The sequence below is a fragment of the Psychrobacter sp. 2Y5 genome (genome assembly GCF_051847375.1).
In the GTDB taxonomy this organism is placed as follows: Bacteria; Pseudomonadota; Gammaproteobacteria; order Pseudomonadales; family Moraxellaceae; genus Psychrobacter.
Window position 1 is genome coordinate 301,889 of record NZ_JBPYDA010000001.1, and the last position, 15,050, is coordinate 316,938.

A 15,050-nucleotide genomic window follows, 5' to 3' on the forward strand; every position below is an offset into this window, starting at 1 on the left:
TTGGTTTTCTTATGATGAATTAAGCACGTGTTATTATAAGGGCTGAACCTCATTCGTGGGTCAGCCTTTTTTTTGTCTAAATTTTAGCACTCAAGTTATTAAATAATAGGATTTTGCAACGATGTGGTTAGCAACGATTGCGGTACTGATAGGACTAGCTATTTTGGTATGGAGCGCGGATGTCTTTATCGATGGCGCAGTGGTATTGGCCAATAAATTAAACGTTCCTAGCTTTTTGATCGGCGTTATTATTTTGGGGCTTGGTACTTCCGCGCCCGAGATGGTGGTATCGGTACTAGCGGCGTTGGAAGGTAGCCCTGATCTGGCTTTAGGTAATGCTTACGGCTCCAACATTATCAATATAGCGCTAGTGCTTGGCGCGACAGTATTAATAAGCCCAATCATCATTCGCAAAAGCATCATCAAGCGTGATATGCCGCTACTATTATCAGTGACAGCAGTCGCGGCACAGCAGCTCAGCGATGGCATCTTGAGTCATACTGACGGTATTGTCCTCATCGTCCTGTTGGTGCTGATATTAGCTATTCAGATCGTCTCAAGCCTACGAGAAGGCAATCATGAGCACGAAGATGATCCTGCTTTAGAGAGTGCAGAAGAGACGAGCGCTATCCGCGGTATTGGTGCGCTATTTCTAGGCTTGCTAGTACTGATATTAAGCTCACGTGCCATTGTGTGGGGTGCAGTAGAGCTGGCGACGTTTTGGGGCCTCAGTGAGCTGATTATTGGTCTGACGATTGTCGCTGTTGGCACATCCCTACCAGAGCTCGTTGCAAGCTTGTCAGCGGCGCGTAAGGGCGAGCACGATATGGCTTTGGGCAATATTATCGGCTCTAATATTTTTAATACCTTAGCCGTCGTCGGACTTGCAGCACTTATTGCGCCAATCACTCCGAATGCCATTATTTTGTCACGCGATATATTGGCAATGGGGCTGCTCACTATACTGCTGTTTGTAATGTGTTTATTTGCTTTTAACACCAAACGCAGCTTTGGCCGCAGCTCTGGTGCCACTTTAGTCTTGTTCTTTGTCGGTTATACGGTGTGGTTAATACAGACGGTTAGTTAATACAAACAGTCGGCTAATACAAAGGATTAATTAATATAAACGGCTGGCCATTTAAGTCGCATATAAAAACACGGTTAGCCTTTACGATTTCTAATCACTCGCCATAAGCTCTCATTTTCAGTCTTTGGCATCTTTAAGGTGATAGTATTAGAGATCATATCTTGCACAGCCAGACCGCGGCGATTGAACAGACAAAAAGCATAGTTGAACACCAGTCCCAAAAACGCGCTAGTCAAGATGATAGCGCGTGACCCACCGATTAAGCTGCCGATAACGCCGAAGACCAGCGGCATTAAACTTGCCGCCATAATTCGCTTAAAAGACTGGCCCCAAGTGAGTAGATGGCCTGAGTCATTGACCGTTTTTAGTCGCCAAGTCTGCATCCCTAAAGTCTGGCCACCGCGACGCCAAAACAGTCCATAAAAACCCACTAAGGTTAGGATAAACGATGGCGTCATCACTATATTTTGATACCAAACAGGTAGTGAGCGGGCTTGTGCGGACTCTGTACCCGTCTGCATAGTCAGTAGCGTGCCTATCACCGTCAGTACCGTCCCTACTAAGAAGAGCAAGGCCAGTATAAGCATGCCATCATAAACGATAGCGGCAAGCCTAGTGGTTGGTTTGGCGATAGTAGGCTCTTCTACCGCTGGCATAGGCGCAGACGCTTGGCGGCGTGGACTTTTGGTTTTGACAGTGGCTCTTTTTTTACTCTTTGGCATAGCTTAAGCTCATAGCAGGCATCAAATGATAGCCTATTGTACCGTAATTAAGAGGTTTATCATAAAGCTATGAGAGATATTAAGAACCATAGCGATAAAACCAACAAGCACAAAAAAACCGCCAAATGTCAGAAGACAGGCGATTGATTTAGGGTGTTCTGTGCTAACTTTTAAAACAGTGATAATGCAAATGGTGCGCCTGGAGAGATTCGAACTCCCGACCCCTTAGTTCGTAGCCAAGTGCTCTATCCAACTGAGCTACAGGCGCTTATTGCACATCATCTACTACGCAGTATATAACTTTTGTAGCAAATTAGGTTGGTCATTATATAGATAATTTCGCTGTTGTCAATAACTTTGCTCATATAAACAAGATTATTTTCGCATTTAATCTAAGTTATCTACAATAAACCGAATAAATGGCGGTGAAGGAGGGATTCGAACCCTCGATACGCTTACACGTATGGTTCCTTAGCAGGGAACTGGTTTCAGCCACTCACCCACTTCACCGAACAAGATAAGACTTCTATAGTATAGAATACGGTATCGATGCTAACGATACGTCTTATGCTGTGGGCGAGTATTATAACAAAGCCAAAACGAATTGCAAGCGTTGCAGCCGTATTTGCTATAATTTAATTTTTATCTTATGGATTATTACAGAAACAACTCTAAGGAAACCTTATGCGTCCAGTCGTCCTTTGTTTTTCAGGTCTAGATCCTTCTGGCGGAGCAGGCTTGCAAGCCGATATCGAAGCCATCGGGCAAGCAGGCGCTCATGCCACTGTCGCTTGCACCGCTATTACCATTCAAAGCTCGCAGCAGGTCTTAGGCTTTGAGCCTTGTGACTCCGAATTAGTCAGAAACCAAGCGATGGCGGTACTCAATGATTTGCCGGTCAAGACGATCAAATCTGGCATGCTTGGAACGACTGATAATATAAAAATGCTGACTCGATTATTCGCTAACAAAGTGATTAAAAAAAATACACCCTTTGTGCTTGATCCAGTACTAGTCGCCAATAGTGGTGGCAGCTTAGGTGATGAGGCGACTTTAGTGGCAGCATTTAAGCAGCTACTTCCTTACGCGACTTTGATTACGCCGAATACTCATGAGCTACGGGCTTTAAGTGGTGAGCAAGACTTACATACGGGTGCAAAAAAGCTCTGCGCTCAGGGTACCCACGCCGTACTCGTCAAAACCTCGCATGACTTCGATAGCGGCGATATTGAACAGTATCTGTATATAGAGGGCGATATGATACATAAGAGTGTGTTGCCGCGCTTAGACGGTGAGTTTCATGGCTCTGGCTGCTCACTTGCCAGCTACATTGCAGGACGCTTAGCGATAGGCGACGAGGTAGTCGCCGCGGTAAAGGCCGCGGATACTTGGATTACTCAGACGTTAACAGCGGCGGACAATCCCCATCCTGATGATTTGCAAGCGCAGCTGATACCCAACCGCTTTGTTAAAGCTAAGAGTTGATAAACATGTAAAGTTTAACCAAAATAATCACACAACAAAAAGCCCTACCCTCATAACATGACGGTAGGGCTTTTATTATATTAAGGCAGGTTAAAAAAACTTAACCCAACATCGGCATTAAACTAACCGCTACGGCGTTAACCATAATCTCTATTAAATAAATGGCAAAAAAAGCAATAATTGGTGACAGATCAAGCATACCTAAATTCGGCGTGATGCGGCGAAATGGCGCTAGAATAGGCTCAGCAAGCTGCATGATGATACCAATAATCGGATGCGAGGACTGAGTAAACACCACAATCCAGCTGACGATGATAGAACCAATAATCAAATAACGACTCAATCTTAAAAAGTCTAGAATCAGGCTAAGTGTACCCTGAAAAAATAGTGGAATCGGGGCAATACCTTTATGCATTAACGCCGCTTTACCTGAGATATCTATCAGTCGAATCAAAAACATCAACACGATAGCAGCAATACTAATGCGCCCACCTCCTAACGTCGGAAAGATACGGCCAAATACATCGACGATATGCGTCGCTCTATAGGCAGGCGCAATCATAGGATCGCGCGCATCCATCCCCGCAAACTGCAGCATAAAGCGGATAAAAATCAGCAGCATCGCAAAGGTGGTGACCAAATCAAAAATCTGTAATAGTACGTTGTTCATTAAAGGCTACTCAAGACGTCGGTATAAAAAGACTACACAATTCATTTATTGGTCGCTTTGTTCGCAGCGACCTCTATTATCGATACTTATCACTAGTTCTCGCTACTTGTACTAAATAATGGCAATACTGAGCACTGTGAGCGCGTACGTTTTATTTCATCTCTTCGCTAAGTGCTTGGCTACGATCATAACAAGCTTGCATCGCCTCGCCTATCTGTCGGCCGACCTCATTGGCTTGCATCGATTCAATCGCCGCTTGCGTGGTGCCATTCGGTGAGGTAACTTTGCGACGTAGCTCGGCAGGCGTATCATCGCTACCCATCGCCATCTTGGCCGCGCCTAGCATGGTTTGCATAGCCAGTGCTGAGGCTTGCTCTTTATCTAACCCTAGCGCCACACCCTGATCAATCATCGACTCAAGAAAATAAAACATATAAGCAGGCGCTGAACCAGACACCGCCGTTACCGCATGCAAGTGCTCCTCGTCCTCCACCCACATTACGAGACCTGAAGCTTCCATAGCTGCAGTCGCAAGCTGCTTTTGCTCTGCATTGATGCTATCAGTGGCATATAGACCCGTCGCCCCCATCTGTATCATCGCCGGAGTATTGGGCATAGCACGAACGATGTTTTGATAACCGCCGAGCATATCTGCTAAAAGCTCTGTTGATAGACCAGCGGCAACCGAGACGATTAATTGCTTATCGAGCACATCCGTGAAGCCACTAACGACCGCTTTCATCACTTGTGGCTTCACTGCTAGTACTACTAGATCGGCGTCTTTTACCGCAGTCGTAGCATCGGCAGTAGGATCTACTGTATTCAAGCCTTTAGCATCTAGTTGCTGACGGATATCGGTACTTGGATCAGCGACTGTAATCATCTCAGGCTTGACACCGCAGCCAACAAGGCCACTGATTAATGCCTGCGCCATATTACCGCCACCGATAAAGCTGATTCTTTTATTATTAAGAACTGAGTTATTATTTTGTTCTGACATCATAATCTCCTAATTAGCAATTTCTAATATAACTTTGTTAGAAATAGTTAAAAGTATTCAAAGTGATAGCTCTAAAATGGAGTCTAGTTTAGCATACTGCTATTATTGTCGTTTGATAAATTCACAGGCTTAGGGTTGGCTGGTTTCTTGCAAAACATTAACGCAAGCTTCGTTTAAAAAAGTGAATTGATCGTCAGCTTTATGATAGGACAGCTCGCTTTTTAAAGTCCAGCTATGAAACGGTGATAAAAGTAGCAACGGCACTACTGTTTTTGCATGCTCATCATTATTTACAATCTCAGTGTCTGTTATAACCGCGCTAACTACGACTAAACTACTGCGCAACCAAACAGGGATAGCTAGCATCTGATAGAGCTTTTTGCCCGCTTGCGCTTGTCCCATGGTCATGGTTTGTATCTTGTGCTGTCTATCTAATGGCGTTATCTTGAGACTCATTTTATTTTTATTATCCATAAGCCATGAATATTGAGCGTTATCTGCCTTAGTCAAATCGATTTGTAGCTGCCAAAGATAGCCCGTATCCCTACTCTCACGAATATCAATAGTTAGACTTTTTGACAAAGAATAGCTGTTTCCAATTGTTGCTAATACAAGCCAACTCAGAAAATCGTAGCTCAAACGATAAAGCTGCTGACGATAGCGATAGATACGGTAGTGCTGCAAGCTGGCGTACCAGTCAAGCTCGGTTTGATGGTCATTGTCTTGCCGCTGAGTGAGCGCGTAGACATCATCGACTAATTGCTTCGCTGGCGGTAGCGGCTCATCCTGCGCTAACCAGTAACGCAGTAATTGCTTTTGCCTTGGCGCTGATAAACTGTGTAATTTATCGATAGCTAACACCCGCTGCGCGGTAGAGAATTTAAGCGCCTCTACCGCTGTCATTTGCAAATCTTGCTCAGCTTGCGCCTCCACTATCGCTTGCGCTTCGCTAAGCAGTTGCGCGCTACGAGCGATATTGCCTATGACGTTAGGGTTATAATTAGCTAGTAACGGCATAACCTCACGGCGCAAACCGCTACGTACGTTATCACCGCTCACGTTGGTTGGATCATCGATATAAGGCAGCTGCAAGCGCCGCGCATAATCACTAATCGCGGCGCGAGTTACCGTCAACCACGGACGCCATAACGCATAATGGTGGTTTTGATCTTGGCCTTGCTGTGCTTGCTCTCGCCATGGCTGCATAGCGGCTAAACCCTTAATACCTGCGCCTTGGATCAAACGCATGATTACGGTTTCTGCTTGGTCATCGGCATGATGAGCGAGTAATAATACATCGCCTTGATGGATATGATCGAGCATCGCTGTATAGCGAGCTTGCCGCGCTGCTTGTTCATCTCGGCCTTGCACTTGTACTTTTAGAACCGTACAAGGTAGCTGCTGAACGGCGGCCCATCTAGCAACATGACTTGCCCAAAACGAGCTATTCGCTTGCAAGCCATGATCGACATGCAACAGCTGTGGCAAAAACGGTAATCTACCTTGCTGATAAAGCTGCACACATAGCGCGGCTAAAGCCAAAGAGTCACGGCCACCGCTACACGCTAGCCAAATACGTCGACCCAGTAGCTGCTGATGATAATCTGCTAAACTATTCAACAATGCCGCTGTCAGCTGCTGATCGACAGCTAACTCTGCTATCGGCTTGATCGGATAAGGCTTAATAGCGCTATTTGTCATAGTTATTCTTATATAGCCAATTGGGAATAAAATTACCACGCTCATCTTACCAGTGCTACTGGTATAGGTTTTCCTTGCGTGCGGTATCAGTTTTAGGGTGACTCACCTATATTCATGCTAACGTCTAAAAGGAAACCTTGAACTAAAAAACAGGTAGCCAAAAAAAACGCGCTAATAAATAGCACGTTTTAGTTTAGCATTAAGTCAGCCTGTTAAGCTAAAAACCCGACTAGCTAGTCCAAGTCTTTTAGTGAAAGATTAGCAAGGCAGCATCACTTCTGAATCGAAAGATTTTAGCTTCTGGTAACGCTGCTCACAGCGCTCATCGGCATCCATATCGACTATCTCGGCCAGTTGCTCTTCTAACAACGCCTTTAACGCATCCATTACCGGCTGCGGCTGCACATGCGCGCCTTCCCCTTCATCAATGACGGCATCAATCAAACCCATCTGATAAAGGTTAATCGCATTTAGTTTTAATGCTTCGCTCGCATCTTGCGCTTTTTCAGCCGTTTTCCATAGAATAGAAGCGCAGCCTTCAGGTGAGATCACCGAATAAATACTATTTTGTAACATATTTACTCTATCGCCAACACCTATCGCTAGCGCTCCACCTGAACCGCCTTCGCCAATGATAGTGACGATAATAGGCGCTTTTAGGCTCGTAAATACCGCAATACTTTCAGCGATCGCTTGCGCTTGTCCACGCTCCTCAGCGCCAATACCAGGATAAGCGCCTTGAGTATCGACAAAGCTCATGAGCGGAATATTAAAACGCTCAGCCATCTTCGCCAAACGAATCATTTTGCGGTAGCCTTCGGGATTCGCCATACCAAAGTTATGGGCGATACGCTCACGGGTACTACGACCACGATGCTGACCAATCACCATAACAGGCTGACCATTAAAGCGCGCAAGGCCGCCCAAAATTGCTTTATCGTCAGCAAAAGCGCGATCACCATGCAGCTCATCAAACTCCGTAAATAGCTGATTGACGTAGTCCATAAACAGTGGACGTTTTGCGTGTCTTGCCAGCTGTACGCTGTCCCAAACGGTACTCATAGACTTATCCTTATTGATTTTATAGAAGGTGGCAGTACAAGTGTAAACTCAATTAGGCTATAGTAGCACATCTTAACGACTATGGCAGCGCAGATACCCTTGCTTTTTTAGAGAAAATTATCTTTCAATAACGCTAAGCTGAATACCCCATTTTGCAAACTGCTCGATATCGGCGTAAAGATCGGAGTACAAGAAGGCGTAGTGTTTTTTATCAGTGCTAACGGTAATCTGCCAATGGGTGGCGTCTATAATGACCAACTCCATTAAAGGTAACTCGTACTCGCTACGGCTGTGATGCGCGGATACTGCAAGTCTTAAGAGCAAACACAAATAGACCAGTTGATCGCCGCCAAGTTTGCAGGCTTGCTCAAGCAGGTCGCCTTTTAGTTTACGCCTATGACTGAGCACCAGCTGTGCCAAGCGCTTTTGATCGACTTGCGAGAAGCCTGGAATGTCTGAATTTCCTAGCAAATATGCGCTGTGGCGATGATAGTTACTATGACTAATCGCCAGCCCTATCTCATGTAGATAGGCCGCGCGTCTCAATAGATCGCCATCACCATTGCTTAGCTGCAAGTCATCTTGCACTTGCCTAAAGAGATGACGGCTGGTTCTGACCACTTGCCGGGCTTGTTTTTTATCTACTGAATAGCGCTTAATCAGGGCGAGCACGCTACGATCACGCACATCTTCACTAGCAAAGCGGCCGAGCATATCGTACATCACCCCCTCGCGTAGCGCGCCGTCAGAATAAGCTAAGGTCTCTATACCGAGCACCTTCATCAAGGCGCGCAGTACCGCTACCCCCGCTGGAAACACCGCTTTTCGGTGCTCTTTCACGCCTTCGAGCTCAATATCTTTCACATCACCAATGGTAATTAATAATTTTTCTAGCTTTTTCACGCCTTTATAAGTGATGCACTCTTGCTCGTTGGCCCAGCCTTTGGAAACGAGAACATTACGCACCGCCTTGATGGTACCACTTGAGCCGATGACGCTCGTCCATCCCGCTTTTTGGTACTGACCGCTGATAGCGAGCACTTCTTTGCGCGCCGCAGCGATAGCACTAGTAAAGGCTTTGTCAGTGATTTGACCATCAGCAAAGAATTTTTTGGTAAAGGCCACACAGCCCATCTGCAAACTCTCTGTCAATAACGGCTCAAACCCTGTACCAATGATAAATTCAGTCGAGCCGCCACCGATATCTATCACTAAGCGCTTATCGCTACTGGCATTAGTGTGTGAGACCCCCAAATGAATCAGCCGTGCTTCTTCACGCCCCGCAATAATTTCAATGGGATTGGGCAAAATCTCATTGGCGCGAGTAATAAAATCATCAGCATTTTTGGCTTGACGCAAGGCGTTGGTAGCGACAATACGCACCCGCTCTGACGGTACTGAATCTAAGCGCGCGGTAAAACGGCTCAGACAATCAAGCCCTCGGCGCACCGCTTCTGCACTGAGAATGTTGTGCTCATCGAGTCCTGCTGCTAGCTGTACCTTTTCAGACATAGAGACTACTTTACGCACCTCACCATGATCGAGCCGACCGATAGCTAGATGAAAACTATTGGAGCCGATATCTATCGCTGCCATCAGTTCGTCTTCGGCAAGAGGCGGGTTTTCAAGGTAGTTATTGAGCATAAAGTGGCGTTACCGTAAATAGGGGTTAAATAACAGGTTTGAGATAAATACTAATATTAAGTTAGCATAAAAAGGGTTAGCAAACGCTAGTGATAAATAGCGCTATAAATAAAAGTGCTTATTAAAGCATTTATGCCAAATCCTAGCAAACAATGTAAACCTTTACCGAAAGGTTGTGTAAAACTGACTTTCAAGTAATGCTTAACGCTGGTATTGCTAAGAAGTATTTGCTACATTTAAATTCAGCAATATACGATAGATAACAAGAACTTAAGTTCAAATATCAACCTATATTATCGAATTGGCGATTAACCAAAGCCTAACAATAATTTTAATAAAGTAATTTTAGCAAAGGAAGCTACTATGACTACTCGACAGGATACCCAAACCGTTAATAATAGCAACGCGGCTAGCACTGATCAGCATCTAGCTAATCAAAGTCGTCAAGAAATGACAGAAACTAAGCGTAAGGCGCAACAAAATTTTTATGACTTTTATTTAGAAGAGCATCAAAACATGGCTTGTCGCCGTTTGCACTTTGCTGGTAGCAGTTTTGGTCTACTAGGACTAGCAAAGTCCATACAGACCCGATCGCCTAAGCCTCTGCTCAAAGGTATTGCCGCAGGCTACGGCTGTGCTTGGGTTGGCCATTTTTTCTTTGAAAAAAACAAACCGGCCTCTTTTAAGTTTCCTCTAAAAAGTTTCGCTAGCGATTTTCGTATGTATACTGACGTACTGCGCGGTAACTTGAGCTTGAGAGATATCAAATACGATAAGCGCGCGAAGTAATGACTGCTGCTAGCACATAATACCTTAAAAGCAAAAGAAGCCAACACCTTTAACGATGTTGGCTTCTTTTTAGCCTCAGGATATGCCGTTAGTGCCGGCTACTGTATAGCTTAAAATTTACTCGTACTATATGCATTTATGCCTTTGCCATTTCTGCAAAGATCTCATCAGCGGCTTTTATCGACTTATCCAAATCATCGCTGCTATGCTTAATCGACATAAAGCCCGCTTCATAAGCAGAAGGCGCTAAGTAGATACCGCGATCTAGCATACCGTGGAAGAAAGTATTGAATGTATCCATATCGCAAGCGGTCACGTCATCGAAGTTAAGCGGCGTTGGGGTGTCGCTGTCTTTGACAAAGAAAATACCGAACATGCCGCCCAGTTTATTGGTGCGCAGGTGAATACCGTGCTTATCAGCTGCTGCCTGGATACCATCGACTAGCTGATCGACTTTAGCGGCTAACTCGTCATAAAAACCATCAACGGTTAGATCTTCAAACATCGCAATACCCGCACGCATAGCCAGTGGATTACCCGATAAAGTACCCGCTTGATAGACACCGCCCATCGGTGCGATACATTCCATAATCTCACGCTTACCGCCGAAAGCGCCTACCGGTAGACCTGCACCGATAATTTTACCAAAGCATGTTAAGTCCGGCTCAATACCGAAATGCGCCTGTGCCCCGCCCAGACCAACACGAAAGCCCGTCATCACTTCATCAAAGATAAGCACTGCGCCATTAGCACTGCACTCTTGGCGTAAAGTGTCATGAAAGGTTTGCTCAGGAATGACCATATTCATATTACCCGCGATCGGCTCAACGATAACGCAAGCAATAGTATCGCCCCATTTCTCAAAGCAGTCTTTGATCGCTTGTGGATCATTATAAGGCAAAGTAATGGTGTGCTTAGCAAAGTCAGCAGGCACGCCCTTCGAGGTCGGTTCACCGATATCGAGCATACCAGAGCCCGCCTTGACCAATAAGCTGTCAGAATGCCCATGATAGCAGCCCTCGAACTTGACGATATTGTCACGACCCGTATAGCCACGTGCCAGACGGATGGCGCTCATCGTCGCCTCAGTGCCTGAGCTGGTCATGCGAACCATCTCAACGCTCGGCACGATGTCGCAGATTTTATCCGCGACAGTAGTTTCAAACGGCGTTGGCGTCCCAAAACTTAAACCATCATCGGCCGCTTTTTTGACCGCGTCGATCACTTTGGGATGCGCATGCCCTAAGATCATCGGCCCCCATGAACCGATATAGTCGATGTAAGCGTTGTCCTCGGTATCGTAAATCTTGCTGCCAGAAGCCTTGTGCATAAACACCGGCGTACCGCCTACTCCTGCAAAAGCGCGGACTGGCGAGTTGACACCACCAGGAATATGTTTGCGGGCTTGGGCGAAGAGTTGTTCGTTTTTAGTACTCATAATTAGTCTCTATTATTTTATTGAAGTTCATTTTTAGTCTTGCTTGGTTTTGGCTTACTTAGAAGGCATTAAAAGAAAAGGTTTTAGATAAGTTTTGTTTATAAACGATTTATTTCCTATCAGACTCATTAACAGGTAGTATAAGCAATAATAAACATAAATCGATAATGGAGTTATTCGCTATGTCTGCTAATACTAATATAACGACAGCGCCAGAAGCCATTCCTATGAAAGATCATGAAGCGATAACCATTATCCAAAAACTTATCGACGGCATTCATCCTCTATCAGATGAGCCGCTCAGCGATAAGCATTTGTGCTTAGATAGCGATATCCACAGAGCGCTACAAACGGCTATCCCCGCCCTACGTAATCAGATCAAAACGGATGAGCGCCGAGCCAAATTACCTGCTAATGCCGGAACCCCTTGGAGCGATGATGAAGACCAGCGATTAGCCGAGGCTTTTGATAACGGCGACGCTATTAGCGTACTAATGACGCAGCATGGGCGCACTAGAGGCTCGATCAACTCACGCTTATTAAAGCTTGGTAAAATCACTGCTTAGATTAAGCTATCTTTATTGACTACTAACTAAAAGAGCAGAGAATTAAGCTTTTTTCACAACGGAGGATTTGAGCTTCATTTGCCCAAAACCATCGACCTTACAGTCAATATCGTGTCCGTCTACGGGATCATCAAGCAGACGAATACTTTTGACTTTAGTGCCGACTTTGATGGACGTTGACGAGCCTTTAACTTTTAAATCGCGGATGACGGTCACCGCATCGCCATCTTGCAACGCATTACCGACAGCGTCACGGACGATGCTGTCTTCTTCTGCCTGAGTCTCAGCAGCATCCGCTTCTGCAGCCGTCCACTCATGAGCACACATGGGGCACGCCAATAGCGCACCATCTTCATAAGTATAATCCGCATCACATTTAGGACAATTGGGTAAGCTCATAATTCTCTCATTAGCGATATGACCGCCACAATACTGGGCGTATTATTAATAGAATATAAAGTCGTCTGTCTAGTACTCATTGTAGCGTAAGTCATCATCTTTGACCAATGATCGCCCGTATTCGTTTGGCTTGAAAAACACTGATAATACCCAATGTAAAAGGTACTCATTATGTTTTTTTGAGCTAAGTTTTTATGCTACTCTTCTTAAGCCTTTTAACTAGTCATGCGAATAATTCAAACCTCATCAATCAAAAATTATAATAGGAATACCAATGAGTGACGCTACTTTCTTATCTGATCATAGTCAGCTGCCTACATTTACCCAACTAACGATGCAAGGTGAAGATGCAGAGAAATTCTTGCAAGGCCAAGTCACCTCTGACGTCACCAAAATCGGTCTTAGCTTTCAGCCTACTGCTATTAGTAATATTAAGGGGCGTATTGATTTTGGTCTTTGGATAAAAAAACAGGACGAGAATCAGTTTGATTTGGTCCTCAGCACCGATTGTGCCGAGTCTCTACAAGCGCATTTAAAAAAGTACGGTGCTTTTTTTAAGTTAGAAACTAGCGCGCCATCACCGATTTACCCTTGTATCGTAGCCGATGAGCCTACCTTTAGTCATAAAGAAGAGCATAACACTGCCGATGAGACACAGGCTTGGATGCAAGCAAGTATTGCTACGGGTAACTACTGGATAGTAGCGGCGACGCAAGGTCAGTTTCAACCGCAAGAGCTGCGTCTGCATCAACGCGGCGGTATGGACTATGATAAAGGCTGCTATTTAGGTCAAGAAGTCATCGCTCGTATTTATTTTAAAGCGGCACCTAAAGCTTTTCTTCATTATGTAAAAGGTACAGGCGATACGCCAACAGCAGGCGAAAAACTTGGCAAGATTCAAGTGGTCAATGCTATAGCAGCAGGCAATGGCGATAGTGGCTTTGAAGCTTTAGTAGTCGCGCGTCCAGAGCAGTTAGCAGAGAGCGAGATGACTATTTTGGATCTACCAACTGCCTTGCAAGCTGACGTTGCGCGTCCGCAGTAGTTATGGATTAAAGGTTAGTATAAAAAGTTTGATGTCACTACTGCCGTGATATTACCCTAAAAACCATAGCCCACTAGAGACTTTTACTTATGAGCCATATCGCGGTACTCGGAGCTGGAGTGGTAGGTGTGACGACCGCTTGGTATCTGCAAAAGGCAGGCTATAAAGTTACAGTGATCGAGCGCGAGTCGGCCGCTGGTATGCAAACGTCTTTTGCTAATGGCGGACAAATCTCAGTCTCTCATGCCACCCCTTGGGCCAACCCTAAAGCGCCGCTTAAAGCGCTCAAATGGCTGTTCCGCGAAGATGCACCGCTGCTTTACCGTTTGCGCGCCGACAAAGCCCAGCTGAAATGGGCGATGCAGTTTTTAGCGGAATGCCGTGCCGATCGTGCCGATGCCAATCTAGTGCAAATGGTTAATTTAGGGCTTTATTCACGCGCGGCGCTGCAGCAACTCAGACGCAATATCGATATTGAGTACGAGCAGCAAACGCGCGGTATCATGCATTTTTATACGAGCCAATCGGAGTTCGATGACGCGGTTGCACCGACCGAGCGCATGCAGGAGCTTGGCTGTGAGCGCTACTTTATCGATATCAATACTGCCGCCAGTCTCGAGCCAGCGCTTTACCCTATCGCGCACAAGCTTATTGGCGCGACTTATACTAGTCGCGATGAGTCTGGCAACGCCCATCTATTTACCCAGCGTTTAGCGACCAAGTGCGAGCAAGCAGGCGTCAACTTCCTATATGATACTGAGATTCTGGCTTTGAACGCCGATGCTCATTCTAATCATCCACATGTGCATAGTATTACTGTTCGCCCTGCTGGCGAAAATGCGCAGACTTTTAGCGCTGATAGCTTTGTGATCGCTTTGGGTAGTTATAGTGTGCCTTTGCTAAAACCTCTAGATATTCATCTGCCAATTTTCCCAGCCAAAGGCTACTCAGCCACTTACCGCGTCAATCCGCGCGCGCCGCATTTAGCGCCCTTTATTAGCCTAATCGATGATGAGTACAAGCTAGTCATGTCACGACTTGGCGATAAGTTACGCGTGGCTGGCACCGCAGAATTTAATGGCTATAATATGGATCTGAATATGACGCGCTGTAAAGCCATTACTGAGCGCGTACAGCAGATTTTCCCGAAAGGTATTATCGCTAACTCGGCTGAGTACTGGACAGGCCTGCGTCCTATGACGCCATCGAATGTACCACTAATAGGTCGCGCGCATTTAGGTCAAGTCCGTCACGGTAGCCAAAATAGCGAGGCAACTTTTGATAATTTATGGCTCAATACCGGGCATGGTACGTTGGGTTGGACACACGCTTGTGGCTCAGCTAAAGCCATTAGCCTGCTGATGCAAAATGAAAAGCCAAAGGTGAAATTTGGTTTTGTTGGTATTAATAGGCGCTAATATTTTATAAAAACCGTTTATGAG

At 45.6% G+C, this 15,050-nt stretch carries 14 protein-coding genes and 2 tRNA genes; 6 read left to right on the forward strand and 10 right to left on the reverse strand.

Features of this window, described 5'->3' with window-relative positions; genetic code table 11:
* Positions 1–121 precede the first annotated feature (121 nt).
* Entirely contained in the window at positions 122–1,087 is a 966-nt protein-coding gene (locus tag ACS8E3_RS01250; RefSeq protein WP_439240380.1) for a calcium/sodium antiporter, read from the forward strand.
* Positions 1,088–1,161: 74 nt separating this feature from the next.
* Here ACS8E3_RS01250 and ACS8E3_RS01255 read toward each other — a convergent pair whose 3' ends face one another.
* The 3 genes from ACS8E3_RS01255 to ACS8E3_RS01265 all read right to left on the reverse strand — a co-directional run bounded on the left by ACS8E3_RS01255 (position 1,162) and on the right by ACS8E3_RS01265 (position 2,319).
* Positions 1,162–1,743, reverse strand: a complete 582-nt coding sequence (locus tag ACS8E3_RS01255) for an RDD family protein (RefSeq protein ID WP_439240674.1) — start codon at positions 1,741–1,743, stop codon at positions 1,162–1,164.
* A 257-nt stretch (positions 1,744–2,000) separates the two neighbouring features.
* Positions 2,001–2,077 (reverse strand) — tRNA-Arg (locus tag ACS8E3_RS01260).
* Between the two features lie 152 nt (positions 2,078–2,229).
* A tRNA-Ser gene (locus ACS8E3_RS01265) sits at positions 2,230–2,319 on the reverse strand.
* Positions 2,320–2,493: 174 nt separating this feature from the next.
* Between ACS8E3_RS01265 and ACS8E3_RS01270 the strand changes: the two genes are divergently transcribed.
* Positions 2,494–3,294 carry a hydroxymethylpyrimidine/phosphomethylpyrimidine kinase gene (locus ACS8E3_RS01270; protein WP_439240382.1) on the forward strand — a complete coding sequence of 267 codons (801 nt, stop codon included), beginning with the start codon at positions 2,494–2,496 and terminating at the stop codon, positions 3,292–3,294.
* Positions 3,295–3,394: 100 nt separating this feature from the next.
* Here the strand turns inward: ACS8E3_RS01270 and ACS8E3_RS01275 are convergent, their stop codons facing one another.
* The 5 genes from ACS8E3_RS01275 to ppx form a co-directional block, all read right to left on the reverse strand.
* Positions 3,395–3,964, reverse strand: a complete 570-nt coding sequence (locus ACS8E3_RS01275) for a YggT family protein (protein ID WP_439240384.1) — start codon at positions 3,962–3,964, stop codon at positions 3,395–3,397.
* 151 nt (positions 3,965–4,115) lie between these two features.
* The gene (proC, locus tag ACS8E3_RS01280) at positions 4,116–4,964 is read right to left on the reverse strand and encodes a pyrroline-5-carboxylate reductase (RefSeq protein ID WP_439240386.1); all 849 of its coding nucleotides are present in this window, start codon (positions 4,962–4,964) and stop codon (positions 4,116–4,118) included.
* A 129-nt stretch (positions 4,965–5,093) separates the two neighbouring features.
* The gene (gene tilS, locus ACS8E3_RS01285; protein ID WP_439240388.1) at positions 5,094–6,665 is read right to left on the reverse strand and encodes a tRNA lysidine(34) synthetase TilS; all 1,572 of its coding nucleotides are present in this window, start codon (positions 6,663–6,665) and stop codon (positions 5,094–5,096) included.
* Between the two features lie 258 nt (positions 6,666–6,923).
* Entirely contained in the window at positions 6,924–7,727 is an 804-nt protein-coding gene (locus ACS8E3_RS01290) for an acetyl-CoA carboxylase carboxyltransferase subunit alpha (RefSeq protein WP_439240390.1), read from the reverse strand.
* 117 nt (positions 7,728–7,844) lie between these two features.
* Entirely contained in the window at positions 7,845–9,371 is a 1,527-nt protein-coding gene (ppx, locus tag ACS8E3_RS01295) for an exopolyphosphatase (protein WP_439240392.1), read from the reverse strand.
* A 450-nt stretch (positions 9,372–9,821) separates the two neighbouring features.
* On the opposite strand from ppx, the gene ACS8E3_RS01300 reads away from it, so the two are divergent.
* The gene (locus tag ACS8E3_RS01300; RefSeq protein WP_439240676.1) at positions 9,822–10,160 is read left to right on the forward strand and encodes an Mpo1-like protein; all 339 of its coding nucleotides are present in this window, start codon (positions 9,822–9,824) and stop codon (positions 10,158–10,160) included.
* A gap of 136 nt (positions 10,161–10,296) precedes the next feature.
* Here ACS8E3_RS01300 and hemL read toward each other — a convergent pair whose 3' ends face one another.
* Positions 10,297–11,598 carry a glutamate-1-semialdehyde 2,1-aminomutase gene (gene hemL, locus ACS8E3_RS01305; protein WP_439240394.1) on the reverse strand — a complete coding sequence of 434 codons (1,302 nt, stop codon included), beginning with the start codon at positions 11,596–11,598 and terminating at the stop codon, positions 10,297–10,299.
* A 182-nt stretch (positions 11,599–11,780) separates the two neighbouring features.
* Between hemL and ACS8E3_RS01310 the strand changes: the two genes are divergently transcribed.
* Positions 11,781–12,164 carry a hypothetical protein gene (locus tag ACS8E3_RS01310; protein WP_439240396.1) on the forward strand — a complete coding sequence of 128 codons (384 nt, stop codon included), beginning with the start codon at positions 11,781–11,783 and terminating at the stop codon, positions 12,162–12,164.
* A gap of 42 nt (positions 12,165–12,206) precedes the next feature.
* On the opposite strand, the gene ACS8E3_RS01315 is transcribed toward ACS8E3_RS01310, so the two are convergent.
* Positions 12,207–12,563, reverse strand: coding sequence for a zinc ribbon domain-containing protein YjdM (locus ACS8E3_RS01315; protein ID WP_439240398.1), 357 nt, complete (start codon positions 12,561–12,563; stop codon positions 12,207–12,209).
* A 274-nt stretch (positions 12,564–12,837) separates the two neighbouring features.
* Here ACS8E3_RS01315 and ygfZ point away from each other — a divergent pair, with 274 nt between their 5' ends.
* Both ygfZ and ACS8E3_RS01325 read left to right on the forward strand, forming a co-directional pair.
* On the forward strand, positions 12,838–13,608 hold the full coding sequence (gene ygfZ / locus ACS8E3_RS01320; RefSeq protein ID WP_439240400.1) for a CAF17-like 4Fe-4S cluster assembly/insertion protein YgfZ: 771 nt from the start codon (positions 12,838–12,840) through the stop codon (positions 13,606–13,608).
* Positions 13,609–13,697: 89 nt separating this feature from the next.
* Complete coding sequence (locus ACS8E3_RS01325; protein WP_439240402.1) at positions 13,698–15,026, forward strand: D-amino acid dehydrogenase; 1,329 nt, start codon at positions 13,698–13,700, stop codon at positions 15,024–15,026.
* The last annotated feature ends 24 nt before the right edge of the window (positions 15,027–15,050 follow it).

Bases quoted from the DNA above. Each gene is read 5' to 3' on its own strand.
- ACS8E3_RS01250 (WP_439240380.1), top strand. From the start codon at position 122: ATGTGGTTAGCAACGATTGCGGTACTGATAGGACTAGCTATTTTGGTA.
- ACS8E3_RS01255 (WP_439240674.1), bottom strand. From the start codon at position 1,743: ATGCCAGCGGTAGAAGAGCCTACTATCGCCAAACCAACCACTAGGCTT.
- ACS8E3_RS01270 (WP_439240382.1), top strand. From the start codon at position 2,494: ATGCGTCCAGTCGTCCTTTGTTTTTCAGGTCTAGATCCTTCTGGCGGA.
- ACS8E3_RS01275 (WP_439240384.1), bottom strand. From the start codon at position 3,964: ATGAACAACGTACTATTACAGATTTTTGATTTGGTCACCACCTTTGCG.
- proC (WP_439240386.1), bottom strand. From the start codon at position 4,964: ATGTCAGAACAAAATAATAACTCAGTTCTTAATAATAAAAGAATCAGC.
- tilS (WP_439240388.1), bottom strand. From the start codon at position 6,665: ATGACAAATAGCGCTATTAAGCCTTATCCGATCAAGCCGATAGCAGAG.
- ACS8E3_RS01290 (WP_439240390.1), bottom strand. From the start codon at position 7,727: ATGAGTACCGTTTGGGACAGCGTACAGCTGGCAAGACACGCAAAACGT.
- ppx (WP_439240392.1), bottom strand. From the start codon at position 9,371: ATGCTCAATAACTACCTTGAAAACCCGCCTCTTGCCGAAGACGAACTG.
- ACS8E3_RS01300 (WP_439240676.1), top strand. From the start codon at position 9,822: ATGACAGAAACTAAGCGTAAGGCGCAACAAAATTTTTATGACTTTTAT.
- hemL (WP_439240394.1), bottom strand. From the start codon at position 11,598: ATGAGTACTAAAAACGAACAACTCTTCGCCCAAGCCCGCAAACATATT.
- ACS8E3_RS01310 (WP_439240396.1), top strand. From the start codon at position 11,781: ATGTCTGCTAATACTAATATAACGACAGCGCCAGAAGCCATTCCTATG.
- ACS8E3_RS01315 (WP_439240398.1), bottom strand. From the start codon at position 12,563: ATGAGCTTACCCAATTGTCCTAAATGTGATGCGGATTATACTTATGAA.
- ygfZ (WP_439240400.1), top strand. From the start codon at position 12,838: ATGAGTGACGCTACTTTCTTATCTGATCATAGTCAGCTGCCTACATTT.
- ACS8E3_RS01325 (WP_439240402.1), top strand. From the start codon at position 13,698: ATGAGCCATATCGCGGTACTCGGAGCTGGAGTGGTAGGTGTGACGACC.